The organism is Nonomuraea sp. NPDC004186, from assembly GCF_053603495.1.
In genome coordinates, this window is sequence record NZ_JBSGFQ010000212.1 from 1 (window position 1) to 12442 (window position 12442).

9 protein-coding genes and 2 pseudogenes are annotated in these 12442 nt (G+C 68.5%); 5 read left to right on the forward strand and 6 right to left on the reverse strand.

From position 1 onward, the window contains the following. Window positions 1–432, forward strand: a 432-nt coding sequence (locus ACWEPL_RS63200; protein ID WP_452442511.1) for an integrase core domain-containing protein, incomplete at its 5' end; no start/stop codon positions are given. 147 nt (window positions 433–579) lie between these two features. Here ACWEPL_RS63200 and ACWEPL_RS63205 read toward each other — a convergent pair. Further along, on the reverse strand, window positions 580–1356 hold the full coding sequence (locus ACWEPL_RS63205) for a DUF2267 domain-containing protein (protein WP_452442513.1): 777 nt from the start codon (window positions 1354–1356) through the stop codon (window positions 580–582). A gap of 68 nt (window positions 1357–1424) precedes the next feature. Next, on the reverse strand, window positions 1425–1547 hold the full coding sequence (locus ACWEPL_RS63210) for a hypothetical protein (protein ID WP_452442515.1): 123 nt from the start codon (window positions 1545–1547) through the stop codon (window positions 1425–1427). 126 nt (window positions 1548–1673) lie between these two features. Between ACWEPL_RS63210 and ACWEPL_RS63215 the strand changes: the two are divergent. The 3 genes and pseudogenes from ACWEPL_RS63215 to ACWEPL_RS63225 form a co-directional block, all read left to right on the forward strand. After that, window positions 1674–2084, forward strand: a pseudogene (locus ACWEPL_RS63215) (IS982 family transposase); the annotation flags it as partial. Window positions 2085–2457: 373 nt separating this feature from the next. Beyond that, window positions 2458–2601 carry a hypothetical protein gene (locus tag ACWEPL_RS63220; protein ID WP_452442516.1) on the forward strand — a complete coding sequence of 48 codons (144 nt, stop codon included), beginning with the start codon at window positions 2458–2460 and terminating at the stop codon, window positions 2599–2601. A gap of 609 nt (window positions 2602–3210) precedes the next feature. Beyond that, entirely contained in the window at window positions 3211–3774 is a 564-nt protein-coding gene (locus tag ACWEPL_RS63225) for a dihydrofolate reductase family protein (RefSeq protein ID WP_452442518.1), read from the forward strand. A gap of 256 nt (window positions 3775–4030) precedes the next feature. Here the strand turns inward: ACWEPL_RS63225 and ACWEPL_RS63230 are convergent, their stop codons facing one another. After that, window positions 4031–5107 (reverse strand): RNA polymerase subunit sigma-70, encoded by a 1077-nt coding sequence (locus ACWEPL_RS63230; protein ID WP_452442520.1) that lies wholly within the window; start codon window positions 5105–5107, stop codon window positions 4031–4033. A gap of 287 nt (window positions 5108–5394) precedes the next feature. On the opposite strand from ACWEPL_RS63230, the gene ACWEPL_RS63235 reads away from it, so the two are divergent. After that, complete coding sequence (locus ACWEPL_RS63235) at window positions 5395–6615, forward strand: ATP-dependent Clp protease proteolytic subunit (RefSeq protein WP_452442522.1); 1221 nt, start codon at window positions 5395–5397, stop codon at window positions 6613–6615. A 498-nt stretch (window positions 6616–7113) separates the two neighbouring features. Here the strand turns inward: ACWEPL_RS63235 and ACWEPL_RS63240 are convergent. The 3 genes and pseudogenes from ACWEPL_RS63240 to ACWEPL_RS63250 form a co-directional block, all read right to left on the reverse strand. After that, a pseudogene (locus ACWEPL_RS63240) lies at window positions 7114–7242 on the reverse strand (IS256 family transposase); the annotation flags it as partial. Beyond that, on the reverse strand, window positions 7185–7514 hold the full coding sequence (locus ACWEPL_RS63245) for a hypothetical protein (RefSeq protein ID WP_452442524.1): 330 nt from the start codon (window positions 7512–7514) through the stop codon (window positions 7185–7187). The pseudogene ACWEPL_RS63240 and the gene ACWEPL_RS63245, both read right to left, overlap by 58 nt. A 233-nt stretch (window positions 7515–7747) precedes the next feature. Further along, window positions 7748–12442, reverse strand: a 4695-nt coding sequence (locus ACWEPL_RS63250) for an RHS repeat-associated core domain-containing protein (RefSeq protein WP_452442526.1), incomplete at its 5' end; no start/stop codon positions are given.

Below are 12442 nucleotides of genomic sequence, written 5' to 3' on the forward strand. Positions count from 1 at the left end.
AACCGGCACCAAGAAACCACGACGTCACAGACGGCCACCAGCCCCCATTTTCACGCCGGAACCGGCGTCCCGCAGCGATATGAAGGACTCATCCGCGATCGGGATACCACGATGTTCGACGAAGTCTTCACGGCCGCAGGCATCCGCATCCTCAAGTCGCCACCTCGGGCTCCGCGGGCCGACGTGTTTGCCGAACGCTGGATCGGTGGCCTGCGCCGAGAACTCCTCGATCGGATCCTCATCGTCAACGCCCGCCATTTACGGCGCGTGCTGGCTGCGTACGAGGCTCACTTCAATGAGCATCGCCCGCATCGCTCCCTGGGCCAGGCCGCTCCGCTGCGAGCCCTTCCCGACTCGGTCGAGGACCATATCGAGGTCATCCGGTGTGACCGCCTCGGCGGCCTGATCCACGAATACGCGCAGGCCGCATAGGGCGGCCGAGTTCTTGGCACCCACACGCCGGCACCCGCGTCCAGCAGTCCGCTCGCGGCACCGGCGACAGGCAACCGGCCACCGCACTGGTGACAAGCAGCTCTATCCCAGGGTTCCGGCCCCTGAGACCCGCGCCGGAGGAGATCCCTATGGGCGGGGCAGCAGTTGCCAGTATTCGTTGGGCAACTGCGCGGTCACGTCGAAGTACTCCTCACTGGAGATCGACTCGCGCAGCACACCGAAGACGGCCTGGGCGTGCTCGCGAGCCATCGCCGGCGAGGCGCCCTCCCGTTCGGCGATCCGCTGCACGAACTCGTCCACGGACATGCGCGCCGCCCGGCCGGGGCCTGCGGCCTTGCCGCGCTTCAGCGGCGGGTGCAGGTGGACGTGGATCTGGCTGATCAGGTCGTCGACCTCGCCCGGAGCGATGCGCTCGGCGAGCGTTTCCAGCACCGCCTCGGTGGCCCGGCGTGCGCCCTCGGGGTCGAGCCCGGTCCGTTTCGCGACCTTGGCCAGAAACTCCTCGACCGGCACGATCTCGACGAACCGCCGTTGGGCCTCCGCGACCAGGGGCTCGAAGTCGTCCGGGAGTTCGGCCACCATGTCGGCGATCTCGTCGGGGCTCGCGGCCTGCCCGATCGCCCAGAAGACCGCACGGGCGTGCCGGTCTGCTGTGTCGAGGTCCACACCCTCGCGTTCGGCGACGCGCCGCAGGAACTCGTCGACGTCGAAGGTATCGGCGTCCGTGTCGGTGTAGAGCCAGGGCATCAACTCGGGAGGCAGCTCTCTTTGGAAATCCCGGCTCTGCCCCTTCGAGAGCCGCTCGGCGAGGGTTCGGAGCGTGGCCTGCACAGCCCGTTCCACGGCCTGGCTTCCCCCGCCGATCTGCTGCTCCACGATCTTGAAGAACTGCTCGTAATCCATGCCAACCCCCGCGCCGGCTCTGTCACAGTACGCGTTCTTGCTGGTCAACTACCCCGTAATGGAGACCGTCACCCGCGCTCTCGACAGCTCGGCCGCCGGGCGCCGGGGTTGGCCGCCAGGGCCGCCCGTTCGGCGTGGACCAGCGACCAGAGGCCGGCGTCGCGGTGCCGGATCGGGTCGGGGTCGGTCATATGTTCCCTCCTGTCCGGGCTGTCAGCGACTCAGTACGCCGACGAGGTTCCCGTCGGCGTCGGCGAACACCGCGATCCGGCCGAGCGGCGTCCGCGCCGGCTCCATGACGCGGCTGCCGCCGAGTCTTTGCGCTCACCGGGGCCAAGGCCGACGAGCGCGAGACCCTGCTCGGGATGCTCGACGATGCGCGCGACGTGGTGGCCGATCATCCGGGCCAGACGATCATGGAGATAAGAACTACTACGGTCGCGCATTCGAGCAAGGTGCAGCGGTACGTGATCTGACCTTGCTGCGCCCGGCCCGCAAGGGCGAACCCGAACGGGCCGGAGCACGTCTGTTCCGGCCCCTGCGCCAGACCACCGAGTCGATCAACCAGACCTTTAAAGGCCACTTGACCTGGAACGCCACGGCGGCCGTACTCATGCTGGCGTCATCGTGCGCGTACGGCGCGGGTGCTCGCGTTGACCGCGGCCATCTGGCACAACGACGAGACCGGCCAGCCAATCAAGCGATCGCTGACCTCCTACGACCACTAAACGTGACCACACCCCTTGGACTCATTCGTCCCAGTCGAACGTTCAGATCAAGGTTCTGTTTGCCCACTCCGCCGCCCTCGTTTTCCTAGACGTAATACCCGGCCACACACGATCCGGATCAAGGGCTCGCGCAGATCCGACGCAGAAGAGCATGACTAATGACCTGTCCGAGAGTCAACAGGAATGTCAGCTTCGCGCCGTTGCGAAGCTGGCGGCGAGCGCCGCCGCGATCTGAACGACCGGCAGGTCTCACGCCGCGCCAGCTTGCGGGCTCCTCGCCGAGGACGGCGAGGCGTCTTCACATGAGACCGCAAACCGGGGCAACCAGACCACCGCCTGACGTAAGCGTGCGCGAGTCTCTACGGTGATGCCTGTGGCATCGCACGCTTTTGACAACCGGTTCGGCCTGGGCGCGCCAGACAAGATCGGCTTGCGTTGCGCCGCCGAGCAGCTCGATGCGCTCGGCTTCGAGGGCTGCCGCGTGGCCGCTGCTGCGGTGATGTCACGGCAACGTTGACCGCCTCTCCCAGCATGTTGCGCAGCCTGGGCTCAGGGTCTCGACGGTGTAATCGCCGAGACGACCCAGCGCGCTGCGGCGCGGCCTGCCGATCATCGCAGAGCGACCCGGGAACTGCGTCGGCGCTGGGAGAGGTAGGTACTCGCGGATCTTGCCGGGCACGTGCGGCCGCTGGTCGCCGAGCGAGATGCCCAAGCGTCGGGAACTGGTTGGCGATCTCCAGCGCGGTGAGGGGGCCTGGCCGGCGCTATAGCTGTGTGACCAGGCGTTCGGGGACCCAGATCGCTCACACTCCTGCTCGCGCAGCGAGCGCGTCGAGCGCTACCGCAACGCCTCTGCGAAAGTAGACAGCCTCTGTTGCAGGTGGCCGTGGAAGGGTTTCCCGTCCGGGCAGACGGCAGCAGCGGTCGGGGAGAGCTGGCCATGGGTGCGCCGCTGCCCGTACGAGGGTGAAGTCGAGATCCGGTGGGTAGTGCTCGAGCCCAGCCCGAGTACGCCGTGCCGAGTCCGGAACGCGAGGACTACCTGCGGACGCAGATCGCGCACCGATTAGGTTTCCGAGCCGTGCCCGTCTGTACGTGTGAGATCGACTCACGAGAGGCTGGCACGATGCGGAAACTGATCTTCGGCATGAACCTGAGCCTGGACGGCTACATCGCCGCGCCCGGCGACGACCTCGGCTGGAGCGTACCGAGCGACGAGCTGTTCCAGTGGTGGTCCGACCGGGTGGGGGCGACCGGCCTGGCGCTGTACGGACGAAAACTGTGGGAGACGATGAGCTCCCACTGGCCGACCGCCGACCAGCAGCCCGGCGCCACACCGGCGGAGATCGAGTACGCCCGCCGCTGGCGAGACATGCCGAAGGTGGTGTTCTCCTCGACGACCAGCACGGTCGACTGGAACACCCGCCTGGTCACCGGCGACGCGGTCACCGAGATCACCCGGCTCAAGGCCGAAGACGGCGGCCCCATGGACATCTGCGGCGCCACACTTGCCGCAGCGGCCATGCGGGCCGGGCTGATCGACGAGTACGTGCTGGTCACCGCACCGACCCTGCTGGGCGGCGGCACGCCGTTCTTCACGGCCCTGGACAGCTGGGTGAACCTGAACCTGGTGGAGACGCGGACGTTTCCCGGCGGCGTGGTGCTGACCCGATACGAGACGAGGCGATGAGCGCGGGCCAGATGCTCGGCTCGTGAGGCCAGGTCGGAATCCTTCCTGGCGTGCTCACCGTGACCCTCGGCTATGAGGGAACCTTCCCGGGCCCTTCCTTGCGTTCCGAGTGAGCTGTTGACCGACTTGCTGGAGATGAGGGCGACGGCGTCGTTGATCGTGACGATGTTCTTCGGGGATAAAGATGCCCCGCCGGCAACGCCGGCGGGGCGGTGGTGTTCGCGTTGTCGCGTTGGTGTTCAGCTGGTCGGAGTGCTCATTCCGCGGTGACTTTGGTGACGGCGGCCCGTGCGCTGGACTCGTCGACGATGGGGCTTTTGTCTGATGACAGTGTCGGGGGCAGGCCCAGCCATGGTTTGTCGGTGGCGTCGAAGCCGGTGAGCTCGGCGATCTTCCCGTCGACGATGTGCAGGACCGCGATGGTAAATAGCCGGTACTCCGGGTCGTCGGGGGTGCGGAGGTACAGCACGGCGGCAGGCATGCGGTTGACCGTCGTGGTGATACAGCGCCAGTCGTCGTGGCCGCGCTGGAAGAGCCCACCGGAGACCCAGCCGTCCACCGCGTCCTTGGCCGTGATGACCGAGGTTCCCGGCTCGGGCAGCATCGCGAAGCGCAGGTCGTCGCGCAGCAGGGACATCAGCCCGTCGAGGTCGTTGCGCTCGTGAGCGTCGATATACGACTTCACCACGCCGCGCTCGTCATTCGACAGCTCGTGGGTGGCGGGGCTCCGCCAGTCGAGGCGGCGGTCGGGCAGCTGCTCCCGCATCGTCCCACGGGCCCGCTGCAGTGCGCTGGTCACCGATGCGACGGTCAGCTCGAGGGCGTCGGCGGCTTTCGACGCCGGCCAGCCGAGGACGTCGCGCAGGATGAACACCGCCCGCTGCCGCGGCGGCAGGTGCTGGACGGCGACGATGAACGCCAGCTCGATCGTTTCCCGCGCCACCACCGATTCCTGCGGGTCCTCGGGCAGCATCCGGTCGGGGTAGGGCTGCAGGTACAGCACCTCGGAGCCGGGGTCCGGCAGCCCGGACGGTACGGGGGTGCGGTCGTTGCGCTTGTCCAGGAAGTCGAGGCAGGCGTTCGTCGCGATTCGGTACAGCCAGGTCCGCAGGGCCGCGTGGCCCTTGAACGACTCCCGCTTGTTCCACGCTCGCAGGAACGTCTCCTGCGTCAGGTCCTGGGCATCCTCGTAGTTCGCGAGCATCCGGTAGCAGTGCACCTGCAGCTCACGCCGGTGGCGCTCCGTGATGAGTGCGAACCGATCCGTGTCGCCTGAGCGGACCGCCGCGAGGAACGTGGCCTCGTCGGCGCCCAGCGGTCTGGGGTCGGTCATGGTCATCAATCCTTCCACCGGTGCGAGGGCTAACAGAACTGACGACGTGGCGGAGGATTTCTGATCGGTGAAGCCGCTGACACCGGGCCGTTCGCCAGGCCGGATGAGTCGGGGTCGATCCAGGGAACGTGCTCCGGGTCGGGCACACCCTTGTCAGGGCGTTCCCCCTGAAGTAGGCCGCCGCCACCGCGTACAGTTCGGCGAACGGCGAGACAGGCCCTCGGCGCAGCGGTACAACTGAGGCCGAAGCTCCTGGCAGCCGATCTCAACGCACGGTGGAAACGGCGATGACCGAACCCTGGCCCGCTCCGGGCGACCCCGGTCCACAGAGGTCCGCGGACCGGACCGAGCAGGAACGCCCGCGCGAGCAGTCGTCGCGGCAGCGGACGATCCTGCTCGGCCGGGCGCTGGAGCCCGGCGGCACCGAGCGGATCGCCGCGGAAGTGCTCTCGCTGGCGCGGGACGACTCGCTGACCGACATCGTGCTGCTGATCGAGTCCGTGGGCGGTCCGGTCCAGGCCGGCCTCGACCTCGTCGACGTCATCGGCTCTGTCGGGTGTGATGTCGCGACGTATGCGACGGGACTCATCTCGGACATGGGGCTGCTCGTCCTCGCCGCAGGCGCCAGGGGCAAGCGCCACGCGTTCCCCCAAGCCCGCCTCGTGCTGCGGCGACCGCCGGACGCCCGCGTCATGAGGCGGCCACCGCCGGACGCGGCCGAGAGGTTCCCGGACGACCGGGGGATGCGCTCGGCCCTGCGCGAGGTGGCGCTGGTGACCGCCGAGCGGACCGGGCGCGGTGTCGAGCGGGTCCTCGCCGACATGAGGGCGGAACGCTCGTTCGGCCCAGAGGAGGCCCTCGCGTACGGTTTCGTGGACGAGGTCGTCCACCAGCGCAAGCCTCTCGGCCAGAAGCCGCCCGATCGGGACCGGGACGCCGATGGCGGCACTCTGCTGCACCAGGCGTACTACGCGGGCGACTGGAGCGCCGTCGAAGCGCTGCTCGCCCGGGGCGCGGATGCCGGGCTGCGCAACCGGTTCGGGCTGACCCCGCCGCTGATGGCCGAGGTGCGAACGGCCGAGTCCCAGCTTCTCGACCTGGCGGGCCTGGTCCACCCCTCGCACAGTTGGGGACACATCGGTCCGCCCGCGTACCCCGGTGTGCCCATGCCCGACCGCACCTGGACGGACTCCGGCTCCGCCGCCGGGCTCTGCGCCCTGCTGCGCGGCCACGACCCGGACGTCTACGCCTTCGCGCTGGCCAGGGCGGTGCGCGTCGGCGAGCCACGGGCGGTCCTGAGGTCCGCGATCAAGGTGGGCCGGCCGGAGTCGCTCGACCAGCTCGAAGCCCTCCTCGACCGGTACGGCACGGCGGAGATCGCGACCGACTACCTCAACTGCGGCTCGCGGGGACTCGCCGACGCGGGGAGGCGGTGGGCGCGCGAGCACCGCTACGAGATCCAGACGTGGTTCGGCGGCGGAGGCCCGGGCAGGTGGGGCACCGGCTGACCCCGGCGACCCAGCGACCTGGACGACGGTGCTTCAGTGCCCGGAGAGGCCGAGGTTGACCGGCAGGGACAGCGGGCCGAACCCTTGAGTCTCGCCGGTACTACGATCGCAATCATCTCCTGGACCAAGCTCGGGTCCAGTGCCACTGTGCCTGCTGGGCAAAGCTCGACACCAGCAGCTGGCGGCCCGCTACGGCCCGCACAACAATCGTTATCTGGGGTTGTCGAGCGAACTGTCTGGTCAGCCGCTTGGAGGTCTGTCAGGCACGTCAGGCATGTAGACCCCAGCATGCCGAGCATGGTGAGAGTCCGGCGCGAGGATGTTCGAGCGCGTGGAGAGGCGATCGATCAGCGGTGGGCCGTTGCGATGAGGCGCCGCCTCGCGCCGCCTCCATGCCGGACACCACCTGGCCAATAGACGGGCACCCGCCAGGCTCATCTCGGACCTAACCTGCCCGATTTCGACGTCAGCGGCTTGTTACGACACGTCCACAGCGGTTCGCTCGTGCTTGTCGTGCCCGAGATGGTCGGTGATCTCGCCTTCCAGGGCGGATTCCAGGACCAGCTTGGTCAGCCGGCCCAGCAGCCCGTTCTCCCCGACCAGCTCCATGCCCTCGGCGCGGGCCCGGCCCCGGCCCCGTCAAGCTCGGCATCGTCCGCGACGGCAGGTCGATGACGCTCGACGTCACGCGCATCGCCCAGGACCGGCCCAACCTCGAAGAACCCGAGAAGATCGATGAAGATCACCGGGTGGATGGGGTTGAGCGGCTTCATCCATATCGGCACGCCGAGCAGCACACGCTGCTCGACCACCACGCCGATGAGCGAGGCGAGCGCCACCACCAGCATCGTGGCGACCATCAGCACCAAGGGCCGGTGCCAGTGCGTCACCCGGCGCATTGTGGAACGGTATGTCGATAACCTCCAAGGCGGGATCCCCGGCCTGATCGGGCTCGGGGCCGACGGGAACCACGATCGATGCTTTCTTTCACGCCGGTCCGCCGCATTGCCGGGCGCACCTATCGATCTGGTAGGGCAACCCCGCCATGCCCGCGCCCGGGGATCCGGGAACACCACCGGCGCGGGGCCGCGAAGGCCCCGCGCCGGTCATCGATCAGCTGACGACGGCAGGATCAGCCGAAACCGCCACCGAACCAGCCGTCGAAGAAGTCAGCGATGTCGTCGCCGAGCTGTCCACCGCGGAAGCCCAGGTGCGTGGTCGCCCCTCTCTTGGTGTTGACCTCCATCTCGATCTGCTCCGGCTTGAAGATCTGCTTCTCACCCTGGCCGGTACCGCCGCGCGGGAGGTTCGACGGCGGCCTGCCCTGCGGATACATCCGGCCGTTGCCGTAGACGGTGTAGGACTGGGTCGGCTGGACGCTGCCGTCGTTCCGGTAGACCTGGCTGGGCCGTGGCCGCGCCGGCTGACGGTTCGCCCTGGGCGGCGCCTGCCGCTGCGTCGACCTGTGGCTGGTCGGACGCCGCGCCGGACGCGAGCGCGCCTGCTGGATTCCTCTGGGTACGTAGCCGGCCCGACGGTGGCGGCGGGCCATCGCCGCCCGCTTTCGTCGCTCGGCCCTCACCTCGCGAGCCGCCCTCTGCCCCTCTCTGCGGACCGCGGCCGCGGCCCGTCGCTTCGCCGCGGCCTCCCGAGCCCGCCTGGCGGCCTCCCGAGCCCGGATCCTGGCGGCCTCCTGGGCACGCTTCAACGCCTTCGCCTCGGCCCGCCTTCTGGCTTCCTCCCTGGCTCGCTTCCTGGCGGCCTCCAAAGCCCGCTTCCTGGCCTCCTCCTCGGCCTTCTCCTTGGCCTTCTTGATGGCCCTCTCCCTGACCTTTCGGAGGTACGCACGCCTCGCGGCGCGCTGGGCCGCCTTCTTGGCGAGGTAGCGGGCCCCGAACCTGGCGCCGATGGCGAGCGCGATCCAGAACCACTGCCCGTCGGGGTCGGTCATGGTGACGGGGCTGTTGTTGGCGTAGGCGTAGGCGTTGAGGGTCTGCGGATCCACATCGTCGATGATCGGATCCACCGACATGAACCGGCCGAGCTTGGGGTCGTACTCGCGGGCGCCGAGGTGGACGAGCCCGGTCGTCCCGTCCTTCGTGCCGCCGACGAACCCGCGCTGGCCCGGCCACCATGGCGGCGGCGAGCCCCGGTCCTCGCCGAACGGCGTAGTCCTCCGTACCGCCAGATCGCCGTTGCCGGCGTTCACCGCGGCCTGCGCGGTGCCCTGGTGGTCACCGGCCAGGAAGTACACCTGGTTGTCCGGCGTGCGTACCGCGATGGGCTCGTCGTTGATGGTGTAGTAGCGGGTCTGCTCGACGACGTCCTTGGCGTAGTCGAAGCGCAGTTCCATGTCGTCGATGTAGAGCGTGGCGTCGGTCGATGTCTTGCGGATGAGCCGGTCGCCCTCCGCGTCGTAGACGAACGACGTCGTCTTGCCCGCCTCCGTCACCGACTCCAGGTTGCCCTCGGCGTCCCAGACCAGGCTCTGGTCCGAGTTTCCGACCTTGCGCCTGGTGGTGTTGCCCGCGGCGTCGTACTCGAACAGGTCCGACCCGACGCTTTGCAGCGCGTGCGGCTGCTTGCCGCCCGCCTGCGGGTAGGTGTAGTCGCGGACGGTCTCACCAGCGCCGCCCCAGGCGTGCTTGGTCTCCTTGGTCCGGTTGCCGGTGGAGTCGTAGGCGTAGCTGACCGCGTACGGGGCCACGCCGCCGATCTTGTCGGACTGCAGGCTGCCGCTGGCGCAGTCGTCGTTGGCCGTCCAGGCCGAGGTCAGGCGGCGCAGGTGGTCGTACTTGAAGCATTGCGTGTCCTGGCCGGTCGCCTTGTCGGCGATCTTGGTGATGTTGCCGACCGCGTCGTAGGTGTAGTTGACGTCGAAGTCGGTCTTGGCCGTGCCCTCCCGGTCCAGCCGCATGCTGGTCAGCCTGCGGGTGGCCTCGTCATGGGTGTAGGTGAGCCAGGTCTTCTTACCCGCCTCGCCCAGCTCGTACTGCAGGGTCTCGCCCATCTTGGAGTAGCGGGCCGCGCCCACGTACGCCGACAGGCCGGTGACCTTGGTCGGCTGGCCGAGCTCGTCGTAGGTGTAGACGACCTGCTCCTCTGCCAGTCCCGCAACGCCGGGGAAACTGACCGACTGGACCTTGTCGTCGGCCGTGTAGCGGGTGTTGAGCTGGTACGTGCCCGCCAGCTTGCCCTCCCGCTCGGGGATGGTGACCGTCTCGCGGAGCGGGCGGTAGTCGACGTCGATGGCGTCGATCTCGCCCTTGTACGCCTGCCCGCCCACATACCGGATGCTGGCGTTCATGTGGCCCTTGGCCAGGGCGTCGTACTTCCACTCGGCCAGCAGCGGCCCGGTCGCGGAGTTCTCGCGCAACTCCTTCTGGCGGCCCAGCTCGTCGTAGACGTACCACAGGGTCTTGCCGCGGGAGTCGGTCGTGCTGACGACCTCGTCGGCGTCGTTGTACGTCATCGTGGTGACGCCCTGGTCGGGGTCCTCGGTCTTGATCTCGCGGCCGCGCATGTCGTAGTGGTGGCGCCACACGTTGCCTGCCGAGTCGGTCACCGTGGACAACCGGCCGGCGACGTCGTAGGTGTACTTGGTGGACTCGTACTCGCCTGCCGGGGTCGCGCCCTTGTACTGGCGCAGCTCGATGAGCCGGTCCTCGGCGTCGCCGATGCGGGTGGTCGCCGTGCCGCCCGCCGGCGGCGTCATGTGGACCCTGTCACCCTCCTGCTTGACCGTGACCCGGTACTTCTCCGCACCCTTCGCCATGAGGATCTGGGCGTTGACCTCACCCGCGCCGTCGAAGGTCGACACGACCTGGTTCGGCACGTCGGTGTCGGCGACCGCGAGCAGGTCGGTGGAGGGCGTGCCGGTGGCGAAGTAGCCGGAGTTCGACTTGTACTCCTCGCCCTGGGAGTTGTAGAAGGTGTCGGTGATCGTGCGTCCGTCACGCAGTGCGGGGTCCTGCGTCTGGTCGTCCCTGGGCGCGGGTTCCTGGGTCTGGCGCTCGCGCATCAGACCGTCGTACAGCTCGTGACTGGCGGTGTAGCCACCATCGGCGCGCAGCGTCTTGGTGGTGACGTAACTGGGGCCGTCGTCCCGCATGACGTAGGCGTACTCGGTGCTGGGCGTCTGGTTGCCCTCTTTGCTGCGGTCGGGCTGCCAGACCTTGGTCAGGCGGCCGAGCGCGTCGTGTTCCAGGTCGGTACGGCGGTTGTTCGTGTCGATCTCGGCGACGGGCTCGGCCCAGGCCGGTTCGAGGATCGTGCGGTTGACGTGGCTGAGCTGGTTGGTCTCGGCGATCTCGGTCGCGAGGGCACCCGTGGCCGGGGTGTAGCTGGTCACGGACTTGTTGCCGAGCGAGTCGATCTCGCTGGTCTCGCGGCCGTAGACGTCATACGTGTGGGTCCTGTCGGTGATCGTCGTGCCGTCACCGGAAACGACCTGCTGGACCGAGGTCACGTCGCCCTTGCTCGGGGCCTGGCCGTACGCCTTGCCGTCGTACTGGACCTTCTCATCCGAGATCACCTCGTCGTCGGCCAGTGTGGAGACGGCGGTGCCGCAGCTCGCGGCGACCTTCTGGACGCGGCTGGTGTAGTCGAGCATCCAGCTGGTGTCGTTGCGGGCGTAGGTGTAGCGGGTGCACTGGTCGTCGTCGGTGGTGGCCAGGTCGCCCTTCTCCTCCACCTGGGTGAGCAGGCCCTTGGTGTCGTACGTACGCTCCTCGCCGACACGCCGCCAGGTACCGCCGGGCAACGCTTTACGGGTGACCGTGGACTTGGCCTCGACCACGTGCGCGGCCTTGGTGACGCCGCCCTGTGTGGACTCCGCGGTCTTCACCGACCACGGCTGCTCGACACTCGCGCTCAGGACGGCCCCGCCGTCCCCGTCGTAAAGGATCTCCTCGCGCTCGAAGCCGGAGTACTGGTCGAGGTCGTCGAGCTTGACGCCCTCGGTGTCCGTGACCTGCGCGCTGCGCTTGGAGCCGTCGGCCTGCTTGTCACCGTCCATGCCGCGGAAGTAGCGGAACTCCGTGAGCGTGCGCTTGGTGTCCTGGCCGTCGCCCTCGCGCACCCGTACCCGGCCGAACCCGCGGAAGTCCGACCACGTGCGGTGCTCGGGCTTGACGAGGATGTTGTCGGCGTAGTGCCAGGCGGCGCCGCCCAGGTATTCGTAGCTGGTGACCACGTTGGGCGAGCCCGAGATGCGGTCCACCTCGATCATCTGCGACACCACGTACTTGTGGAACCAGTCGTTGACCTCGGCCTCGTTCAACGGTGCCCAGCGCTGCGGGAAGCACAGCTTGGTGTTCTTGTCGGCCGCCGGGAGTTCGCCGGCCTTGCATTCTGCGGGGGCGTAGTTGATCCGCAACTCGCCGCCGGTCCCGTTGTTGACCGACTGGACGCGCCACTTGACCAGCGGGGCGCGGCCCTCGTTCGTGTCCACTCGGTTGGCGAGCTGGACGCCGACGAACGTGGTCCTGGGCGCCGTGATCGTGCCGCCCACATGACCGGTCTGCTGGACCGAGGCCAGCCAGAGCGACGGGCTGAGGCCGTCACCCGTGGCGGGGAACTGGTGTTTCAGCGCCCAGGAGTCGACGTCGCTGTACGCGCTCCCGGACAGGATCTGCGTGGTGACCTTGGTCAGGCGCTTGCGGCTGAAGAACGTCGGGGCCAGGCGGTCGGTGCACTTCACGCCGGAGTCACAGATCTGGTCGAACGGGACGTCCGGCCAGCTGCTGGCGGTCTCCTTCTTGAGCTGGTCGGCGGCGCAGGTGATGGTGCCGCTGGGCAGGCAGCGCTCGGCCACGTCGAAGACGAC

Excerpts from the sequence above, each read along its gene's own strand:
- ACWEPL_RS63205 (WP_452442513.1), bottom strand. The coding sequence starts at position 1,356 with ATGGATTACGAGCAGTTCTTCAAGATCGTGGAGCAGCAGATCGGCGGG.
- ACWEPL_RS63210 (WP_452442515.1), bottom strand. The coding sequence starts at position 1,547 with ATGACCGACCCCGACCCGATCCGGCACCGCGACGCCGGCCTCTGGTCG.
- ACWEPL_RS63225 (WP_452442518.1), top strand. The coding sequence starts at position 3,211 with ATGCGGAAACTGATCTTCGGCATGAACCTGAGCCTGGACGGCTACATC.
- ACWEPL_RS63230 (WP_452442520.1), bottom strand. The coding sequence starts at position 5,107 with ATGACCGACCCCAGACCGCTGGGCGCCGACGAGGCCACGTTCCTCGCG.
- ACWEPL_RS63235 (WP_452442522.1), top strand. The coding sequence starts at position 5,395 with ATGACCGAACCCTGGCCCGCTCCGGGCGACCCCGGTCCACAGAGGTCC.
- ACWEPL_RS63245 (WP_452442524.1), bottom strand. The coding sequence starts at position 7,514 with ATGCGCCGGGTGACGCACTGGCACCGGCCCTTGGTGCTGATGGTCGCC.